Below are 20,117 nucleotides of genomic sequence, written 5' to 3' on the forward strand. Positions count from 1 at the left end.
GATTCTTCTCATACATAGATTCCGCCGGAGTCAGGAGATTTGAGATTTGCTGACTCCGGCTCGGTGCTGCTACGGTCCGCACTCTGGCGGTCTTCAGCTACGGGCGGCCGTTTACGCCAGGGACTGGCGCATGGCGGCCTGGGCGGCTTCCAGCGCCGCGGGCAGTTTCTCAGGGTCGCGGCCGCCGGCTTGGGCCAGATCGGGGCGGCCTCCGCCGCCTCCGCCGACCACTTTGGCCGCGTCGCCGACCCAGGCTCCGGCTTTCAGCCCGCGTTCGACCAACGCTTTGCTCAGACCACCGACCAACAGCACCTTGTCGCCCTGGACGGCGGCCAAGAGGACGGCGGCCGGTTGCGGGCTGGCCTTGCGGATCTGGTCGATCCAGCCCCGCATCTGATTCGGGTTCGCTCCGGGCGTCTCACGCACCACCAGGATCGCGTCGCCCACCGTTTCGGCTTGCTCGAGCAGATCGCTGGCGGTGATTTTTTCACCCTGGGCCGCCTGCCGAAGCTCTTCGAGCAAACGTTCGCGTTCGGCGACCAGGTTTTCCAGTCGCACGGGGATCTCGGCCGGGGCCACGTTCAGGTGCCGCGCGAGATCGCGGACCGCACCTCGCACCTCGGCATAGTTTGCCTCGCTGAGGTCCGCACCGTTGCCGGCGCTGATCTCCATGGGTTCCCGTTTGCTTTCCCGGCCCGCTTGCAGGTCTTTCTTCAGCGTCCGCACTTCTTCCATCAACTTGACCGTGCGGTCGACGGCTTTGTCGCGCGAGCAGCCGAAGATCTTGGTGACCTGGGCCAGCGTATCGATGGTTTCCTGGCGGTGCTGGGCGGCCCGCTGGCCGGTCAGGGCGACGACGCGGCGGGTGCCGGCCGAGACGCTTTCTTCCGCGACGACGGTAAAGGCTTGAATCTCGTCGGTTTGGGACAGGTGGGTGCCGCCGCACAGTTCGCGGCTGAACTCGCCGATCGAAACCATCCGCACCGGATCCGGATACTTTTCGCCGAACAACATCATCGCGCCGGCTTGGCGAGCTTCGACCAGGGGCAGCGTCTGCCAGCGAATCGGCTCGCTGGCCGAAATCCGCTGATTGACGTCGCGTTCGATCCGAACCAGAGTGTCCTCGCCGAGCGGTTCCTGGTTGGTGAAGTCGAACCGCAACCAATCTGCGTCGACTTTGCTGCCCTGCTGCTGGGCGTGTTGGCCGAGGTTCTGCTGCAGCACGTGGTGCAGGATGTGGGTGGCGGAGTGGGCGCGAGCGACGGCCGTGCGTCGCGTCGCGTCGACTTCGGCCTTGGCGGTCCCGCTTTCGCGCATCTCGCCTCGTTTCAGGCGGCCCAGGTGGACCAACAATCCGGCGTGTTTCTGGGTGTCGACGACTTCGAATTCAAACTGGTCGTTGGAGATCCGGCCCTGGTCACCGACCTGGCCGCCGGATTCGCCGTAGAAGGGCGAGCGATCGAGGACCACGCGCAGCAGCCCTTCGGCGTGGGAGGTAACGTGGCTGAGCAGTTGGCCGTCGTCCTCCTTGCCGCTGCCGTCGCCGGTGATGATGCCCTTGATGGTCACTTCCGTGGCCGTCTGGTCGTAACCGACGAATGGGGTTTCCCGGAGGGCCTCTTTCAGGGTTTCCAGCGGTCCGGTTTGAAACAGGATCTTCTGACCGGTATTGCTGATGTCGGCGTGTTCGTCCATGGCCCGCTGGTACCCGGCCCAGTCGAACGTGTAGTTCTGTTCGGCGGCCAGGGTCTGCAGCAGTTCCGGCGGAACGCCGTAGGTTTGGTACAGATCAGCCGCCTGGCCTCCATCGACCATCCCGCGGTTGTCCGATTCCATGGTTTCGAACATCCGGCCGATGCGATCCAGGCCGGCGTCGATGGTGCCGAAGAACGTTTCTTCTTCGCGGCGGATAACGCCCTGAACCCGCTGGGAAGTCTCCTTCAATTCCGGGTACTGGCGGGCCATCGCATCGGTGACCGCATCGACCAATTGATACAGGAACGGATCGCGGAGGCCCATTTGGTGGCCGTCCAGCACGGCGCGACGGATCAGCCGGCGGATCACGTATTTCGCCCCGTTGGCGCCGGGGTACACGTTTTCGTGAACGGCGAACGTGCTGGCCCGAACGTGATCGGTAATCCGTCGCAGGCGTCGGCCGTTGTCGCCCGCGTATTCGTAGGGCACGCCCACGACTTCGGCCGCCGCGTGAACGATCGGCAACAGGTTGTCGATGTGGAAGTTGGTCGGGACGCCCTGCAGGACGCTGGCCGTTCGCTCCAGCCCCATCCCGGTATCGATGTTCTTGCTGGGCAGCGGGCGGAGATTGTCCGGCGGATCGCCGACGCGGTTGAACTGGGTGAAGACCAGGTTCCAGATTTCGACGCTGCTGCCGTTTTCCAGTTGGTAGTAGATTTCGCTGCAGGGACCGCAGACGCCATCGGGACCCTGGCTCGGGGCGCTGGCGGGCCAGAAGTTCTCGTCTTCTTCCATCCGCGCGATGCGATTGGGCGGCACACCGATCTCGTTGTTCCAGATCCCGTAGGCTTCGTCGTCGTCCTTATAGACCGTCACGCTCAGGCGATCCGGGGCCAGCCCCAGCCATTTTTTGTCGGTCAGGAATTCCCAGGCCCAGTGGATGGCTTCGCGTTTGAAGTAGTCACCGAAGCTGAAATTGCCCAGCATTTCGAAGAACGTATGGTGGAACGCCGTGCGGCCGACGTTGTCGATGTCGCCGGTCCGCAGGCATTTCTGACAGGTCGTGGCCCGCGTGAAATCCAGCTTGACCTTGCCCAGGAAGTGATCCTTGAAGGGATTCATGCCTGCCGGGGTGAACAGGACCGACGGGTCCCAGGTCGGCACCAGCACGTCGCTGTTTTGGCGGGTGCAGCCCTTGGATTCAAAGAACGCAAGGTACTTTTCACGCAGTTCGTCAGTCTTCATCGCTAGCAGTCGAATCGAATGTTCGGAAGTGGGAATTCAGCCCGGATGATACCGCGAAGACGGCGGTTTCGATAAGGTGGCAGGACTACTGGGCTGCTACGATCACGCGGCGGGGGCGTCCGTCGCTGCCGACAATCTGAATCGGTACGTCGCCTTGGGCTTCGCCAGCCAATCGATAAAAGGCGTCCGGACGCGAGACCGGCTGGCCATCAAAACGGCGGACGAACTGGCCGGGACGCAGTCCGGCACGCCAAGCGGCCGTATCCGGATCGACTCGCAGAATCGCTAAATCGGCTTGCATCGGACGCTGGGAAAACATCAACTGGCTGGGCGGCAGGGCCGAGGCCCAGTCGATTCTTGCCCCGCGCCAAGTCGGTTCGGCGACCTGGCTGAAGCCGGGCTTGGCCAAGTGCAGCTGCTTTTTGCCCAGCCGCACGCGGACCGTTTGCGGTTGGCCCCCCTGAATTTGCCGTTGGCCTTCTTGAATTTGCGGCCCCGAGCGGGAAACCAGCAGTTCGACCTGGCTGTCGGCCGGGCGACGACTCAGCTCGCGAAACAGCTCGATCGCCCCGTCCGTGGGCACTCGATCGACGGCCAGGATGACGTCGCCGGCGACCAACCCCGCTTTGTCCGCCGCCAAACCGGGCACGACGCGCGATAGCCGTGCGCCGCGGCCGCCGGGATTGTCTCGCGGTTCGACGCCCAGAAACCCGAACGCGGGCTGGCGGCCTTCGCGCAGCCGCTGGATCGTCTGACGCGTCGGGGCGTCCAGGGCAATCGCGTACCCGGCGGCTTGCTCGTACCCCGCGACCGCGGCCAGGGAGGTGGTCAGCCCGACCATCCGGCCCTGCAGGTCGACGAGGGCTCCGCCGCTGGTTCCCAGGTTCAGTCTGGCGTCGGTTTGGATCAGGGTGCCGAATTCGGCCAACGACTGCCGGGCGGCGGCGCCGCCGCCGGCGGCATCGTCCGGCGAAGAGGGACCCGTCGGCCGAGCGGCTCGCTGCAGATTCGAAACGATCCCCCAGCTGGCGCTCGCGCGGCCATCGCGGGCGATCGCATACGGGTTGCCCAGCGAAATGACCAGACTGCCCTGCCGCAGCGAACTCGCTTCGCCCAAGGGCATCGCGGGCAACCCCTGGGCTTCGATCTTCAGGACCGCCAGATCCGTCCAGGGATCCCCGGCCAGGACCGTTGCCGCAGTGCGAACCACCTCCGCCTCGGCGTGTTGGCCCCGCCACCAAACGTGGTAGTCGTGCTGGCGAGGATCATCCAGGGCGTGGTAGCAGGTCAGGATCAAGCCATCGGCCGAGAGGATGACACCGGAAGCGAAATGGGCCGGGACGTACTGTGGGGCGGTGGGATCGAGGGCCGGTTGCTCGAGCGTGGGGACATTGAAAGAAAAATCGACCGCCGCAGCATCGGAATCCGCTTTGGCCACCCGCGAGATCGCTACGACCGAAGGAGCGGCTCGGCGAATCGCATCGCTGAGCACCGTTTCCATCGAAACGGCCAAAGCGGCTGCGCTGGGTGCGGCGGTGGCCGGTTTTTCGGCCGCGGGCTGCTGGCCTCCGGCCGGGGTGGGACCGAAGCCAGAAAACGCCACCAGGATCGAGAGCGCTAGGAACGATAGACGCGTCACAAGATAAATCCCGCGCGGGAGAAAGGAGTCGCTCGGCTAGCCGTTGATCTCGTAGCCTTCGCGGTAGGGTCGCGAGAGCATCGAGTTGGCTTGTTCGTCGCCGACGATCTGTTCGTTGCCGTCATCCCATTTCAGGGTGCGGCCGCCGAGTCGCGCCGAGATACCGGCCAGGTGGCAGATGTTCAACATCCGCATGTGGCTGTGGACATCGCTGATCGGTTCCTGTTGGGTTTTGTGGCAGTGCAGGAAGTTCGCCCAGTGCGCGGCACGAGCGTTTTCCTCCATCGGCAGGCCCTTGTAAACCTTCGACAGCGCGTCTTCGGGCAGCGGATTATCCTTCAAGGCGTCGACCGGGGCACCGACCAATTTGCCACGGTTGACGAAGATGCGTCCCTTGTCGCCTTCGATCAGGACGCCGTTGTCGGTGTCGTTGCGGATCACCATTTTGGTGTTGCCCGGGAACGCCACGTCGAACTTGAACGCGGTGGCCGTGTTGTAGCGATCGTTCTGTTTGGGGTTGCCGTTCTGGTCGAATTCGACCGGATGATCGGCCGTGCCGCCGATCGACGTCGGACCTTCTTTTTGGCCGTTCAGTTCCAGCGCCCACTTGGCGATGTCGACGTGGTGGGCGCCCCAGTCGGTCAACTTGCCACCGCTGTACTCATACCACCAGCGGAATTCGTAGTGGCAGTTGGTTTTCTTGCCTTCCTTGCGGTAGTCCACTTTGGGTGCCGGCCCCAGCCATCGATCCCAGTCCAGGTTCTCGGGGACTTCGGCCACGGGAATCGCACCGCTGGCCGGGGCGCCACCGATCGCGGCCTGGACGCTGTGGATGCGTCCCAGGCGACCTTCGTTGACAATCGCCATGGCTTTGACGAACAGGTGGAAGGTGCTCCGCTGCTGCGTGCCGACCTGGATGATGCGTCCGGTTTCTTCCTGAACCTTGCGGATCTGTTTGCCTTCGTCGATCGTCAGGGTCAGCGGTTTTTCGCAGTACACGTCCTTGCCGGCTCGCATCGCTTCGATCAGCGGTTTGGTGTGCCAGTGGTCGGGCGTGGCGATGTGCAGGATTTTGATGTCATCGCGGTCCAGGATCTTCTGGTAATCGATGTAAACGTCGGCCTTGCCCTTGCTCAACTGATCGTTGGCCTGACGCAACCGACCTTCGTCGGGATCCGCGATGGCCACCACGTCGACCCATTTGGCGGCCGAACGCATGTTGCCGCGGCCCATGCCGCCGGCGCCGATCAACCCGATCGGAAGGCGATCATTCTTGGACCGGCTCTCGTCGGCCAGCGTTTTCTGTTGAGAGAAGAAATAGGGCACGCTGGCGGCAGCGCCGATGCCGGCGGATGTCTTCAAAAAGTCCCGACGATTGCGATTCGGGCTGGCCATAAGGTTCTCTCCAAAGTTGAGCTGGATTAAGCGGAAGACAATTCAAGGATGCTCATTGTATACCGTCCCGCGGTCGTAATGGTTTGGTGGTTGCCCGTAGCCGAAGTCGCCAGACTTTGGGAGGGATGTCGCGCGGTCCAGATTCTGGCGAATTCAGCTACGGGCGGATCCGCTCGGCCAGCTGCTCGCACTGCTGGGCGTAGCTGCCGCCGAACAGGTTCAAGTGGTTCAGCAGGTGGTACAGCTGGTACAGGTCGGTGCGCTGCTGCCAGCGGCCGGCCAGCGGGAACGCTTCGTCGTACGCTTGATAAAACGATTCGCCGCAGCCGCCGAACAGCCGCAGCATCCCGAATTCGGCTTCCCGGTCCGCTCGATAGATCGCCGGATCGACCAGCACCGGTTCGCCGGCCTCGTCCTGCAAGTAATTACCGCTCCAGAGGTCACCGTGAATCAGCGCGGGCCGGTCCGAGCAGCCCTCCAGCAGGGACGGCACGTCGGCCAGGATCCGCTCCAGCGACGCCTCGAGTCGCGGCGAAGCCAACCGTCGCTCGGCGGCCATCCGCAGCTGCGGCTCGAGTCGCTGGTCGCGAAAGAACGTTGGCCAGTCGCCGCTGGGCGAATTCTTTTGCGGCGTTCCGCCCAGATGGTTGTCCGCCGACCAGCCGAACGTCGGTTCGTCGCACCGGGCCCGGTGCAGGTCTGCCAACCGGCGGCCGAAGCGACGGAAGAAATCGTCACCGCCGCCGGCCGGGCGGACGTCGATGAATTCACAGACCAGGAAGGCTCGCTGGTTTTCCTCGTCCAGGCCCACCGCCAGCAGTTCCGGCACGCGAATCGTCTCGGTAGCCGCCAGGGCGGCCAGCCCCTCGGCTTCGCCGCGCAGCATCGCCAGGCGGTCGCCGCGGTCGGCTTTGACGAACACCCGCCCGCCATTGTCCAGTTGCCAAGCGGCCGTGTCCGAGATACAGCCGCCGCTGACCGGTTGGCTGCACACCAGGCTGCGGCCATCCAGCCCAGCTCCATCGCGGCCGGCCGCGGCCAGGACGGCCCCGGGGTTCAATCCCGTCACGGTGTCGCGTCGCTTGCCTGCGTCGTACTGTGTCACCTCGTCACTCCTGCGGCGGTTCGTTAAGCTCAGGCGGACCACCAGAATTCCTGTTTCCTGCGGACCGAAACCGATGCTTGCCAAGCGTGTCATCCCCTGTTTGGACGTTGCCAAGGGGCGTGTTGTCAAAGGCACGAATTTTGTCAATCTACGCGATGCGGGCGACCCGGTCGAAGTGGCGCGGCGCTACGAGGCCGAAGGGGCCGACGAGCTGGTGTTTCTGGACATCACGGCCAGCCACGAACAGCGGGACATCATGATCGACGTGGTTCGGCGAACGGCCGAACAGGTCTTCATGCCGCTGACCGTCGGCGGCGGGATCCGCACCATCGAAGACGTCCGGGCGCTGTTGTCGGCGGGCTGCGACAAAGTGTCCATCAACTCCACCGCCTGCACCGATCCGGAGTTCGTGCGGCGGGCGGCCGAGCGGTTTGGCAGCCAGTGCATCGTCGTCAACATCGACCCCAAACGCGTGCAGCGTGACGGTCGTGAGGTCTGGGAGGTTCATATCAATGGGGGCCGCAAACCGACCGGCTTGGAGGCCGTGCCGTGGGCTCGGGAGGTGGAAGCTTTGGGGGCTGGTGAGATTGTGCTGACTAGTATGGATGCCGATGGCACCTGCGACGGCTACGACCTGGAAATCACTTCGGCCGTCAGCGATGCGGTGTCGATCCCCGTGGTGGCCAGTGGCGGTGCGGGCAAACCGGAGCATTTGGCGGAGGCGATTCTCGAGGGAAAAGCCGATGCGGCTTTGGCGGCCAGCATCTTTCACTTCGGACACTTTACAATTGATCAGACCAAACGAATCATGCAGTCGGCCGGGGTTCCGGTGCGGCTGTAGCCTTTTCTCGATCGGAGTTGCCCCGTTATGGCCCATGCCGCGAACGCTCCCCAACAGCCCTCGCCCACGACCCAAGGGGGTGCCGCAGCCGTTGTCCGGCGTTTGAAGGAGAGCTTGCTGGATAAGCGCGAGCCGCTGGAGATCGACAAGATCTTTCGAGCGCTCGTCAAACTCGAAGGCTCCGACCTGCACCTCAAGGTCGGTCGTCCGCCGATGGTCCGCGTCCGCGGCGAACTGAAACCGCTGAACCGCCCGCCCATCGACAACCAGGAGATGATCGATCTGTTGGTGCCGATGATGGACGAACGCAACCTGTTGATCTTCGAACAGGAAGGCGGCGCGGACTTTGCCTACGTGTGCGAGGTGGACGGCGAAAACTGGCGGTTTCGCGTCAACCTGCTGAAGCAGCTGGGCAAAATCGGTATGGTGGCCCGCCGGATCAGCAACTTCATCCCCGACTTCAAAGGCCTGTATCTGCCGCCCAGCGTCGAATCGCTGTGCCACTTCGAACAGGGCATGATCCTGCTGGCCGGCGTGACCGGATCGGGCAAAAGTACCACGATCGGGTCGATGCTCAATTACATCAACTCGCTGTACCGCAAGCACATCCTGACGCTGGAGGATCCGATCGAATTTGTCTACACCGAAGACAAATGCTTGATCAACCAGCGGGAGATCGGACAGGACGTGGTCGACTTTGGCGTCGGCATGAAGCATGCGGTGCGTGAAGACCCGGACATTATTCTCGTCGGCGAGCTGCGTGACGAAGAAACCTTTATGACGGCCATCCACGCCGCGGAAACCGGTCACCTGGTGTTCGGCACGATTCACGCAGCCAGCGCCTCGACCACGATCGGCCGTATTTTGGACCTCTTCCCCGAAGAGATGCACGGCGCGATCCGCTCGGCCATCGCCTTCAATATGAAGGGCATCATCGCCCAAAAATTGCTCAAAAGCATCAAACCCGGCGTGCCCCGGGTGCCGACCTGCGAAATCATGACCTTTTCGCCCATGATCCGTAAATTAGTGCTCGAAGGTCACGATAACAAACTGCCCGACGCCATCCGCATCGGGGCTGAGGATGGGATGCAGGATTTCACGATGAGCCTCAAGCAGTTGATCGACGACGAATTGATCGATCGACCCACCGCCTTCGCCGTGGCGCCGAACAAGGACGCGCTGAAAATGGCGCTCAAGGGCATCGACGTTAAAGCACCAGGGATTATTTGATGGCGAAGAAGAACGAACAAGAGGAAGAACAACTGTGGCAGACCGTGCCGCCGGTCGAATTCTCGGTCGTCATCGGCAATCGCGAACAACAACAAGCCCTGGAGATCCTGGCCCGGCAGGCGCCCGGTTACTCGGTCGCCGGCGGTCAGATCGCCCATGCGCTCAGCGTTCGCGCCAACCACATCCTGATGGATTTCACCCAAGCCTTCGTCGCGATGCGCTACCAGATCGATGGCAACTGGGAACAACTGCCCAACCTGCCCCGCGATGCCGGCGATGCGATGCTGTACTCGCTGAAGCAGGTCTGTGGGCTGAACCCTGCCGATCGACGCAGCGCCCAGCAAGGAAAATGCGCGACGAAGGTCAAAAAGGCCAAGTACTTCATCACCGTCCAGTCCCAGGGAACGGCCAATGGCGAACGCGTCCTGGTGCGGCTGGAACCGGAAAAGACGCCCTTCGAAACGCTGACCGATCTGGGCATGCGCGATCGGATGAAGGAGCAGTACAAGCAGGCTTTGGACAGCACCGGCGGGATGGTCCTGGTCAGCGCTCCCAAAGGCACCGGGTTGACCACCAGTTGGCAGGTCACGCTGGAAGCGGCCGACCGGCTGATGCGCGACTTCCAGTCGGTCGAACACGATGCGCGGCGGGAACCCGAGACGATCAACGTCAGCAGTAATTATTACGGAGCGGCCGACGGACCGAGTGCGGCGGAATTAATTCGCAGCATGATCCTGAAAGAGCCCGATGTGTTCGTCCTGCCAGAAATCCCCGATGGCGACTCGTTGGCCACGATCCTCAAACAGGTGACCGCCAACGACAAACATCTGATCACCCGGACGGTCGCCGGCGATGCGGTGGAAGCCATCGTGTCGCTGATCGCTAAATATTCGAACAGCGCCAAGGAAATCGCCAGCAGCGTCACCGCGGTCCTGAACCAACGACTGGCCCGGCGGTTGTGCGAGAATTGCCGCCAACCGTTCCAGCCCACGCCGCAGTTGCTGCAGCAGTTGGGCATCCCGCAAGGCCGCGTCGCCGTGCTGTACCAGCCCTTCGTGCCGCCGCCGATCGAGCAGCAGGTGGACGAGAAAGGCAACCCCGCGCCGATCACGCCCTGTCATGTGTGCGGCGGCCGCAGTTATCTGGGCCGCGTGGGAATTTTTGAACTGCTGCAGCCCGGACCGAAGTTCCGAGCCGCGCTATTGAAGACCCGAGACGTCAACAAGCTGCGACAGGTCGCCCGAGCCGAAGGGCATCGTGGGCTGCAAAGCGAAGCGATCCTCACCGTCGCCCGCGGGATCACCAGCCTGGAAGAGTTAAAACGCGTCTTCGCGTCGAAGTAAACCGCCCTATGCGCCTTCGGATTCCACGACTTGAAACCATTCGGCAACTTGGGCGACATCATCATCCCAAGTATGCCGTGCGCCATCGGGTTGACGAAGCCACAATACTGGGTCTGATATCAATCCGGGCAACACCGTCCATATCTCGCCGGCAGGGTGAATCTCACCGCTTGGCTCACCGGTGTGATCTCGGCAGACTAACTCTCTGCGAAGCATCACACGTTGCCCAGCGACAAGGCCGCATTTGTATTGCGAGAAAAGGTTGTCCTCGTCGGCAGCGTGTAATTTCCAGTCAGACATAGGCAACCGGTGAAGAAGTTTTAATTACGTTCCGACCTGCGTCGTATGCTTAACTACCCATGCGGTAAACCGACGGCGTTCAATTTCGCCTGCCGCAAGCCGTAGAATAATCGACTCGGAATCATCTACATTAGCATTGAGTTCGAATCCGTTTAGCATGAGAAATGTTTCCATCGCTGCGTGACCGATCCGTTTGTTGCCGTCGACAAAGGGATGGTTCATCACCAATGAGAAGCACAAGGCCGATGCTTTTTCGGCGAGTGTCGGATAGAGCTCTTCGCCACCGAAGGACAATTGCGGCTGAGCGAGCGCCGACTCAGCCAATCCCAGGTCACGGATGCCATCGGCGCCACCGGATTGCTCGACAAGCCAACGATGCAGCAAGATCAGTTCCCCGAGCGTTAGGAATCGCATCACGCCAATCGCCTGTATAACTCAGCATTCTTCTTGAGGACACGGGTGGCGGCGTGCTCGAAATCATTTTCCGGCTTTGCGATCAAATCATTGATTGCGGCCTTGGCAAGATCGTGTACCGAGACGTTAAGTCTGCGGGCGATCTCCTGAAGACGCTGCGTCTGTTGTTCATCAAGGTCGAGCTTGAGTGTCATTTGCTATCGAATCTCCATTTAAACGGACGGCCCTGCGCCGTGCTCCGTCGCACGGCATTGTTCTGTCTTATCGGATGTAGCGTTCCACATTCATTGCAGAGCGAAAAACGCCTGAATCAATTTTAGCCGATGGGAACCGTGCACGTCGCTCTTTGCGCCTGGCGGGTTTGGGCGAGCTATATTCGGGAAGGAGTTTCGGAGCGTTTGCTTGGGCTCCGCAAGGCCCGCATATTACTTACCAGCGTGATGACCGTTTCAGACCCTTCCAGCGATACGACTCCGCCTTTCGACGCGCCGCCGGTGCAGGTCGATGCGGACATGCGGCAGGATGACCTGTGTGCGGACTCCGCCGCGGCCCCGCCGGTCCAGCCGGATTCGTCCGTGGCCTTGCGATGGCATTTCAAACGCTTTGCAGCCAATACCTGGGCGGGCTTGCGCGCCGATCATGTTCGCTTGCCGGCTTGGTTGGTCAGTACGATCCTGCACACGATTCTCTTGATCGTGCTGGCTCTGCTTTCGGTGCCGCACGCCCCCGGCGGACGGACGACGTTGTTGGTGCAAACAAGTCCGCCGGCCGATGAGACGGCTGCGGATCTGGAACACTTGCAGCAGCCCGACCCGCTCGAGCCCGACGACAGTTTGGCGGCCGAGCAGCCCAGCGAGATTCCGGTTGCCAGCCCTGCCCCGCCGCAGGTTTCGGTGCGTTCGCCGCTGGAGCCTCAAGTCTCCCAACGGAATGCGGTCGAAGCCGCCGCGGCCGCGATGGCCCAGCAGCAACAACACGTCTCGGCTCAGCCGCTGCCGACCGGTGGCGGTCTTGGCGGACGCACGCCCGAAGGACGTCGCGAGTGGGGGCTGCGCCGCGGTGCCACGCCGGAAAGCGAAGCCGCCGTCGAGCGAGCGCTTGAGTGGTTGATCGCCCATCAACGCAAAGACGGCAGTTGGTCGTTCGATTTGAGCGGTGCCCCGTGCGACGGTCGCTGTGCGAATCCACGCGAGAATCCCGACCGCCTGCCCGCTCCGCCCACGGCCGCCACCGGACTAGCCCTGTTGGCCTTCCTGGGCGCCGGTTACACCCACGAATCGGGACCGTATCGCGAACAGATCGATCGGGCGCTGTACTACCTGCGCGGACAGATGCGGCCGACCGAGTTCGGATCCGACCTGCAGCTGGGCAGTATGTACGGACACGGCATCGCCACGCTGGCGGTGGTCGAAGCCGCTTCGATGACCGGCGACCCGGAGCTGCGACACATGGCCGAGGAACTGGTGGGGTTCATCGTTGCCGCCCGCCATCCCAGCGGCAGCTGGGGATACACGCCCGGAGCGCCGGGCGACATCACCCTGACCGCCTGGCAAGTCAAGGCGCTCAAAGGCGCCGATCGGCTGAACATCTCGATGCCCTCGGACATCTTCGCCCGCAGCAAGGCCTATATCGATTCGCTCTCGCCCGACGCGGGCGTGCATTTTGGGTATCGCGAGCCGTCCGAAGCCAAGACGCCCACCGCGATCGGCTTGGCCATGCAAATCTATCTCGGCCGCTCGCCGCTGGACCGCGCCCAGCAAGACGGGATGGAGCAATTGCTCCGGTGGGGGCCCACGCACAGGAACGTCTATCACGACTACTACGCCAGTCTGGCCCTGCACCACGCCAGCCATCCGCGTTGGAAGGAGTGGCATCCGCAGGTTCGCGATCATCTGGTCCAGACCCAAGCCCGGCAGGGGCACGAAGAGGGCAGCTGGAACTTTCGCGACCACTACGGCGACGTCGGTGGCCGGCTGTACACGACGGCCATGTGCGCGATGATCCTGGAGGTCTACTACCGCTACCTGCCGCTGTACGCCGAGAACAGTGAGTTCCCGTTGTAGATCTGAGATTTGAGATTCGCTGACTCCGGCGGAATCTATGTATGGCGTGCAGAGCTCGGGGGGCAGCAGCCACAGCAGTGGCGACATGCGGTAGCCCCAGGCGCGAGCCTGGGGTGCTGCCCCCACACCCGCGCGCCAGTCCCGGAGGGACGACACGAATTCCGGTGCCAGACATCCTGTCGCCCTTCCAGGGCTTTGGTTCGTGGTGTTTACGTTTCCCCGGGCTCGCGCTTTGGGGCTACCACATGCCATCGCTCCGCGATTCGGGAACGTCCGTTCCCATACATAGAATCCGTCGGAGTCAGGAGATTCCAGATTCGCGATGCGAACCTTGAAAGAAGCGTTATACTGACCGGAGCACCCTCCTCTAGCCGCTTCCTTCTCACCCGGGCAATGGTCATGCGTCGTGCTGTGACTCGCGGATTTACACTGGTGGAATTGCTGGTCGTGATCGCCATCATCGGCGTGCTGATCGGGCTGTTGCTGCCGGCGGTGCAAGCGGTGCGCGAGGCGGCGCGACGGATCCAGTGCCAGAACCATCTCAAACAGATCGGATTGGCTTGCCACAATTACCAGTCCACCTTCGGTCAACTGCCCGGTTACGGCGGCGAGCAGCGGCCGGAACTGGTTTACTTCCAGGACAACAGGGTCAACGATCGCTTGACCGGTGCGAATTGGCTGATTCAAGCGATGCTGTTCATGGAACAGACGCAGCTGGGCGAATCGCTGATCCGCGCTCAACAGGAACCGGACGGAGCGTTGACGGCGGAGCGGTTGCAGGCGATTCAGACGCCGGTCGAAGCGTTTTATTGTCCGTCGCGGCGAGCGGCCCAAGCCTATCCGCTGTTGGACCGGTACCACGCCCAGTACGGGCCCACCGGGGCGCGTACCGATTACGCGATTTGCGGTGGCAGCGGGCATGTGCCCGACGACGGCAGTAGTCTGAGCCAGCGGATCGTGCGGATCGACCAGGCCGGCGTGTGGCAGATGGGGCGGCGTACCCGGCCGGCTTCGCTGACCGACGGGCTCAGCCAAACCTATCTGGCCGGTGAGAAATCCATGGATCCGCTGCAGTACACCTCCGGCGAGTGCCAGGGCGACCAGGTGCCTCTGGCCGGAGATCCTCGCAGCAACGACACGCCCAGCACGTATTTGCGATACGCCGTTCGGCAGGCTCGGCAGGACAGTGCCCGCCGCAATGATTGCCTGGTCTGCCACGATTTCGGCAGCGCCCACCGCGGCGGCTGGAACGTCGTCATGGCCGACGGTTCGGTCCGCTCGCAGAGCTTTACGATGGATCTGAGCCTGCACCAAGCGTTGGCTTCGATCCAGGGTGGCGAGGTGGTCGAGCGATAGTAGCTCGGCTGTCCTCAGCCGAGACCTGCGGCATTCACCGCTCGGACAGCCGTGCCATCGTCGTAGCTGGAGCCATTAAGCACATCGCAATGTGTGTTTTGGCATTACTCTCCCGCTGCGCGGGAGGGTGTTGTCATGGGGGGCACCCAAAGATTCATGCCAGCGTGCTTAGGCTTGGCTGGTCTGACGCATTTGTTTCTGGAACTGCTCGAACAGGTAGTGGCTGTCGTGCGGTCCGGAAGCGGCTTCGGGATGGTACTGGACGCTGAACGCGCCGGTCTCTTTGTGTCGCACGCCGGCAATCGTGTTGTCGTTCAGATTGCGGTGGGTGATCTCCAGGCAATCCGGCAGCGACTCTTCCTCGACGGCAAAGCCGTGGTTCTGGGTGGTGATTTCGACTTTGCTGGTGGCCAGTTCCTGGACCGGTTGGTTGACGCCGCGGTGACCGAATTTCAATTTGAAGGTCTTGGCGCCGCAGGCCAAGGCCAGCAATTGGTGGCCCATGCAGATGCCGAACACGGGCACCTGGGGCAACAGTTCCGCGATCGTCTTGTGAGCGTACTCCAGCGGTTCCGGGTCGCCGGGCCCATTGGAAAGGAACACGCCCGAGGGGTTCTGCTGCATAATTTCCTCGGCCGACGCCGTGCCGGGCAGGATCGTCACGCGGTTGCCTCGGGCGCGGATGTGCCGCGGAATGTTCCACTTCATGCCAAAGTCCAAGCACACCACGTGGGGTGCGTCGTCGCCGGCCGGTGGGTCTTCCAGGTGCACGGCGGTCCATTCGTCCAGCCCCTGCTCCCAGACGCTGTGCTGGGCCGGCATGACTTCGCGGACCAGATCGCGGCCGACCAGTCCGGGACTGTTCTTGGCTTTCTCGATCAGGCTCTCGTCGTCCAGGTCCACGGTCGACAACACGCCGCGCATGGCGCCCTCGGTGCGGATGCGGCGGACCAGCGCCCGGGTATCGATTCCCGCGATGGCCAACACGTTGTGACTGACCAGGTAGTCGCTGAGGCTGCCCTCGCTGCGGTAATTGCTGGCGATCCGACTGCTCTCGCGGACCACAAAGCCGCTGAGGGCTGGCTTCTGGTGTTCGATATCCGCTTCGTTGACCCCGTAATTGCCGATTTCCGGATAGGTCATCGTGACGATCTGCCCGCAGTAGCTGGGGTCGGTCAGGATTTCCTGATACCCGGTCATCGCCGTATTGAAGACCACTTCGCCGGATACTTCACCGCCGGCTCCGACCGATTTGCCGGTATACACGGTGCCATCTTCCAACGCCAACTTCGCTACCGGGGCATCGGCGTGAGGATTGTTCGACTCGGGCATGACGTTCTCTCTGCGGGGCGTGCGCTGTCCACCAATTCATGGTTTGAAAGCAAGCTAACACGCGGGCCCCGGAAACGACAAGGACCGAGGTGGCGAGAATTTATCGGTGGCACAAAGTAGCTCGGCTGCGTGCAGCCGAGGATCCGCTTGTTCACGGCTGAGACAGCCGTGCTGCTTTCACAGGCTGGAAGCCTATGCCACTGCTTTCACAGGCTGGAAGCCTATGCCACTGCTTTCACAGGCTGGAAGCCTATGCCACTGCTTTCACAGGCTGGAAGCCTATGCCACAGGTCACGCTAGGATTCGGGGCGAGGCTCCGCTTCGCCACTGTCGTCGACGATGCCCACAGCGTCGTCGATCGAGGCTGCGTCGGCGGGCAATTCGTTCGGATCACCCTGCTCGGCGGCCACGATGGCTTCCTCTTCATGGACCGCTTCGGCGTCGTCCTCCAGAGCCTCCGCTTCGGCCTCATCAGCCATCAATGCTTCTCGTTGGGCTTTTTTCCGCTGTTGCGATTCGATCAGGGCGGCGATCGGTACGGCGAGGATGCAGCCCAGGATGAACAGGAGCCAGGCGATGGTGTACACCATGGAGATCAGCTTGCAGGAATCGAGTAGGAAGCGGGGCGAATCGGGGCGAATCGGGGCGAATCGGGGCGAATCGGGGCGAATCGGGGGCCGGGGCGAATCGGGGCCTTCCCCCGACTTTAGTTGCCTGTGGGGGCCGTGGCAATCAAAAGTTGTCCGTGGCCGAGTCGGTTCCGGCGGCGGCCTCGCTGCGGCGGCCGCTGTACAGTTCCAGCAATTGGCCGTGCGTCTGGACAGCTCGCAGCAGCGTCCAAATCTGGTCGGCGTCGAAGCGGACCGGACCCTGCTGGCACAGCCGATCCAGTTCCTCGGACATCGCGGCGTACTGGTCGGTGGCGGCGTCGAGGCGAAAGGAGACCGACCGCCAGAGCCGCCGGAGAGTCGCCGAATCGTGCAGCGTGGCCGGGTCGTCCACTTCGTTCAGGATCAGCAAACACAGCCGCGCGACCTCCGCTGGAGCAAGCGTCGGGTCGAGGTGAGCGATGTTAGCAGCCAGTTGCTCGCAGGACATGCTGGATCCTGGTTCCCGTTCGGGGGGCGGAGGGTGGGCTTACCCGTCGGGGCGAATCAATCGCGTCGGGGGGCCTGTCAAGTCGAAGGACCGTCAAGTCGAAGGACCGTCAAGTCGAAGGACCGTCAAGTCGAAGGACCGTCAAGTCGAAGGACCGTCAAGTCGAAGGACCGGGGGCCGATGAACCGCTCAAACGCCCCCGACTAGGGCAAGCTTAGGTTGCGTTCGGGGCGATCGCAAATCGCGTTTTCGGCCGGCCCCCTGGTGGGCGGTCACAGCCATGCGGATTGGCAATCGTAAGTCGAAGCGGATATGCAACTTGCAGCCCGCCTGTGAAGGCCTACTGGGCATCGCATCGGGGGCCGTGAAATGCTATGATGAGGGCCTTCCATAACGATCCCATCAGCGCCGCCACCGCCGGTGTCGCCGCCACAGCAGGTCATCGAAAAACAGCCATGAGCGACGTTCCTTCTTCCGAGTCTGAATCCAACGAATCCACCGTCCCCCACGAGCGGATTGCGGCCAACGCTGAATACACTTCGAAGGACCTGCAGCACCTGTCGGACCTGGAGCACGTCCGCGAACGGCCGGGGATGTACATCGGTGACACGACCGGGCGAGGCTTGCACCACTTGGTGTACGAAGTGGTGGACAACTCGATCGATGAAGCGATGGCGGAATTCGCGAGCGCCGTGTCGGTGACGGTCCACAGCGACGGTTCGGTCACGGTCGAAGACGACGGCCGCGGGATCCCGGTAACGGTGCATGAACAGTTATCCGAGGAGATGGACCGTGAGGTAACCACGCTCGAAGGCGTGATGACGGTGCTGAAGTTCGGCGGCAAATTCCAAAAAGGGGCCTACCAGACGTCGGGCGGGCTGCACGGCGTGGGCGTGACGGTCGTGAATTTCCTGTCGCAGTGGTGTGAGGTCGAAGTCAGTCGAGACGGCTGGACCTGGACGCAGGTCTACGAGCGAGGCATCCCCCAAGGGCCGGTCACCAAGGGCCGCGCCACCAAAAAGAACGGCACCAAGACGACTTTCAAAGCCGACGGCCAGATCTTCAGCACCACCAAGTACTCGTTCGACACGCTGTACAAACGCCTGCAGGAATTGGCCTTCCTGAATTCGGGCGTGCACATCAAATTCCTGGACGAACGCAATGGCGAGGGCGGGGATTTCAAGTACGAACGCGGCATTTTGGAGTTCGTCGAACACCTCAACCGTGCCAGCGACGTGTTGCACAGCGACGTGATCCACTTCACCGGTGCTCGCGACGGTGTCGAGTACGAGATCGCCATGCAGTACAACACCGATTTCACCGAAACGGTGCAGTCCTACGTCAACAATATCCACACCATCGAAGGCGGTACCCACGTTTCCGGTTTTCGTTCCGCCCTGACCCGGACGTTGAACAATTACGGCAAGAAGGAAAACCTGTTCAAAAACACCACGCCCACCGGCGACGATTTCCGCGAAGGCCTGACGGCCGTGATCAGCGTCCGCGTACCGCATCCGCAGTTCGAAGGCCAGACCAAGACCAAGCTCGGTAACGGCGAAGTCGAAGGCATCGTCAGTGGGGGCGTCGGTGAACAGTTGACCAAGTACCTGGAGGAAAACCCCCGGGCGGCCAAAAGCATCGTTCGCAAAGGCCTGTTGGCCGCCGAAGCGCGCGAGGCGGCTCGCAAAGCCAAGGATATGCTCCGCAAACGCAAGGACGCCCTGGGCGGCGGTGGGTTGCCCGGCAAGCTGCGGGACTGCATCAGCAAGAACATGGAGGAGTGCGAGGTCTACCTGGTCGAAGGTGACTCCGCCGGCGGTTCGGCCGAAGGCGGACGCATGCGTGAGTACCAAGCGATCCTGCCGCTCCGCGGTAAGATCATCAACGCCTACAAGAGCCGCGAAGACAAGGTGCTGGCCAACGAGGAAGTCCAGTCGATGATTCAGGCCATCGGTACCGGGATCGGAGCCGATCAGGACCTCTCGCGACGCCGGTACAACAAGATCATCATCATGACCGACGCGGACGTCGACGGCAGTCACATCCGCACGTTGCTGCTGTGTTTCTTCTACCGCCAGATGTACCAGTTGGTCGCCGGCGGGCACGTGTACGTGGCCCAACCGCCGCTGTTCCGGGTCACCCGTGGCAAGGAACGGTACTACATCCAGACCGAAGAAGAAATGAAAGCCCAGTTGCTCGAGCGAGGTTTGTCCGACAGCGCGTTGGAAGCCGACGACGGTCGCCGCATCGAGGGCGACCAGATGCGCAAGCTGTGCACGACGCTGGCGGGAATGGAGGACGCGATCACGGCCATGGAACGCCGCGGAATCAGCCTCAAGGCCCACGCCCTGCGGCTCGATCCCACGACCCACCGCCTGCCGCCGTTCCATCTGTTGGTCGGCACCGAGGAGCACTGGTTTCAGTCGCCGGAAAAGGTGGAAGAGTTTTTGAGCGCCAACAACCTGTCGCTGGACAGTGAAGCCGAAGAAGAGGAAGAAACCGACGGCGAGCAGCCGGCGGCCGAAACGTTGAATGCGGACGAGACGCCCAGCCCCTCGGTCTACCTGTTGGAGCTGCACGAGATCCGCACCGTCAACGCGGGGCTGAAAGATCTGCAGGAAGTCGGTGTGGGGGTCGACGATTTGATCCCCCAGGAACGAACCGGCAGCACCACGCCGCGGTTTGAACTGGTGCGAGGCGAAGACGTCCGGCGACCGCTGGAAGATTTGCGCGAGCTGTTGCCGCAGGTCCGAGCCGCCGGTGAAAAAGGCCTGCAGCTGACCCGCTTTAAGGGGCTGGGCGAAATGAACGCCGAAGAGCTCCGCGAGACGACGCTGGATCCCTCGAATCGCACGCTGGTGCAGGTCAACCTGGCCGACGCCGGGGCCGCCGATGAAATGTTCCGCCTGCTGATGGGCGACAAAGTCGAGCCCCGCCGCGACTTCATCGAAAAGCACGCCCTGGAAGTCCGGAATCTGGACGTGTAAGACGCCGTAGCCGAAGTCGCCAGACTTTGGGGGCGAGATTGCAAATTGCAAATTGAGATTTGCGGACTCCGGCG

Annotated in this window: 16 protein-coding genes; 6 read left to right on the plus strand and 10 right to left on the minus strand. The window is 62.5% G+C overall.

Annotated elements, in window-relative coordinates; translation table 11 throughout:
• Positions 1–111: 111 nt before the first annotated feature.
• From alaS to GE027_RS13930, 4 genes are all read right to left on the minus strand, one after another.
• Complete coding sequence (gene alaS, locus GE027_RS13915) at positions 112–2,940, minus strand: alanine--tRNA ligase (RefSeq protein WP_153557814.1); 2,829 nt, start codon at positions 2,938–2,940, stop codon at positions 112–114.
• Positions 2,941–3,025: 85 nt separating this feature from the next.
• Entirely contained in the window at positions 3,026–4,579 is a 1,554-nt protein-coding gene (locus GE027_RS13920; RefSeq protein WP_153557815.1) for a trypsin-like peptidase domain-containing protein, read from the minus strand.
• A 36-nt stretch (positions 4,580–4,615) separates the two neighbouring features.
• Positions 4,616–5,974, minus strand: coding sequence for a Gfo/Idh/MocA family oxidoreductase (locus GE027_RS13925; protein ID WP_153557816.1), 1,359 nt, complete (start codon positions 5,972–5,974; stop codon positions 4,616–4,618).
• Between the two features lie 157 nt (positions 5,975–6,131).
• A complete protein-coding gene (locus GE027_RS13930) occupies positions 6,132–7,079 on the minus strand; it encodes a fructosamine kinase family protein (protein WP_162006732.1) in 948 nt (315 codons plus the stop codon).
• 73 nt (positions 7,080–7,152) lie between these two features.
• Between GE027_RS13930 and hisF the strand changes: the two genes are divergently transcribed.
• From hisF to GE027_RS13945, 3 genes are read left to right on the plus strand one after another with little or no spacing between them, the layout of a single operon-like run.
• The gene (gene hisF, locus GE027_RS13935; protein WP_153557818.1) at positions 7,153–7,920 is read left to right on the plus strand and encodes an imidazole glycerol phosphate synthase subunit HisF; all 768 of its coding nucleotides are present in this window, start codon (positions 7,153–7,155) and stop codon (positions 7,918–7,920) included.
• A gap of 27 nt (positions 7,921–7,947) precedes the next feature.
• On the plus strand, positions 7,948–9,150 hold the full coding sequence (locus tag GE027_RS13940) for a type IV pilus twitching motility protein PilT (RefSeq protein WP_153557819.1): 1,203 nt from the start codon (positions 7,948–7,950) through the stop codon (positions 9,148–9,150).
• Positions 9,150–10,493: an ATPase, T2SS/T4P/T4SS family gene (locus GE027_RS13945; RefSeq protein WP_153557820.1), complete on the plus strand. Its 1,344-nt coding sequence runs from the start codon at positions 9,150–9,152 to the stop codon at positions 10,491–10,493. Before GE027_RS13940 ends, GE027_RS13945 begins: the two co-directional genes overlap by 1 nt.
• Positions 10,494–10,499: 6 nt before the next feature.
• On the opposite strand, the gene GE027_RS13950 is transcribed toward GE027_RS13945, so the two are convergent.
• The 3 genes from GE027_RS13950 to GE027_RS13960 are packed head-to-tail and all read right to left on the minus strand — an operon-like array spanning position 10,500 to position 11,401.
• Complete coding sequence (locus GE027_RS13950) at positions 10,500–10,793, minus strand: hypothetical protein (protein WP_153557821.1); 294 nt, start codon at positions 10,791–10,793, stop codon at positions 10,500–10,502.
• 24 nt (positions 10,794–10,817) lie between these two features.
• Positions 10,818–11,207, minus strand: coding sequence for a type II toxin-antitoxin system death-on-curing family toxin (locus GE027_RS13955; RefSeq protein ID WP_153557822.1), 390 nt, complete (start codon positions 11,205–11,207; stop codon positions 10,818–10,820).
• A complete protein-coding gene (locus GE027_RS13960; protein WP_153557823.1) occupies positions 11,207–11,401 on the minus strand; it encodes a ribbon-helix-helix protein, CopG family in 195 nt (64 codons plus the stop codon). Before GE027_RS13960 ends, GE027_RS13955 begins: the two co-directional genes overlap by 1 nt.
• Positions 11,402–11,647: 246 nt before the next feature.
• Here GE027_RS13960 and GE027_RS13965 point away from each other — a divergent pair, with 246 nt between their 5' ends.
• Together GE027_RS13965 and GE027_RS13970 are read left to right on the plus strand one after the other, a co-directional pair.
• Positions 11,648–13,270: a prenyltransferase/squalene oxidase repeat-containing protein gene (locus GE027_RS13965; RefSeq protein ID WP_162006733.1), complete on the plus strand. Its 1,623-nt coding sequence runs from the start codon at positions 11,648–11,650 to the stop codon at positions 13,268–13,270.
• A 399-nt stretch (positions 13,271–13,669) separates the two neighbouring features.
• Complete coding sequence (locus GE027_RS13970) at positions 13,670–14,626, plus strand: DUF1559 domain-containing protein (RefSeq protein WP_153557825.1); 957 nt, start codon at positions 13,670–13,672, stop codon at positions 14,624–14,626.
• Positions 14,627–14,794: 168 nt separating this feature from the next.
• Here the strand turns inward: GE027_RS13970 and carA are convergent, their stop codons facing one another.
• The 3 genes from carA to GE027_RS13985 form a co-directional block, all read right to left on the minus strand.
• The gene (gene carA, locus GE027_RS13975; RefSeq protein WP_153557826.1) at positions 14,795–15,958 is read right to left on the minus strand and encodes a glutamine-hydrolyzing carbamoyl-phosphate synthase small subunit; all 1,164 of its coding nucleotides are present in this window, start codon (positions 15,956–15,958) and stop codon (positions 14,795–14,797) included.
• A 296-nt stretch (positions 15,959–16,254) separates the two neighbouring features.
• Entirely contained in the window at positions 16,255–16,548 is a 294-nt protein-coding gene (locus GE027_RS13980) for a hypothetical protein (protein ID WP_153557827.1), read from the minus strand.
• Between the two features lie 142 nt (positions 16,549–16,690).
• Positions 16,691–17,056 carry a hypothetical protein gene (locus GE027_RS13985; protein WP_153557828.1) on the minus strand — a complete coding sequence of 122 codons (366 nt, stop codon included), beginning with the start codon at positions 17,054–17,056 and terminating at the stop codon, positions 16,691–16,693.
• Between the two features lie 455 nt (positions 17,057–17,511).
• Here GE027_RS13985 and GE027_RS13990 point away from each other — a divergent pair, with 455 nt between their 5' ends.
• Positions 17,512–20,043 carry a DNA gyrase subunit B gene (locus tag GE027_RS13990; RefSeq protein ID WP_202617418.1) on the plus strand — a complete coding sequence of 844 codons (2,532 nt, stop codon included), beginning with the start codon at positions 17,512–17,514 and terminating at the stop codon, positions 20,041–20,043.
• Positions 20,044–20,117: the final 74 nt, after the last annotated feature.

It is taken from the genome of Roseimaritima sediminicola, assembly GCF_009618275.1.
GTDB lineage: Bacteria > Planctomycetota > Planctomycetia > Pirellulales > Pirellulaceae > Roseimaritima > Roseimaritima sediminicola.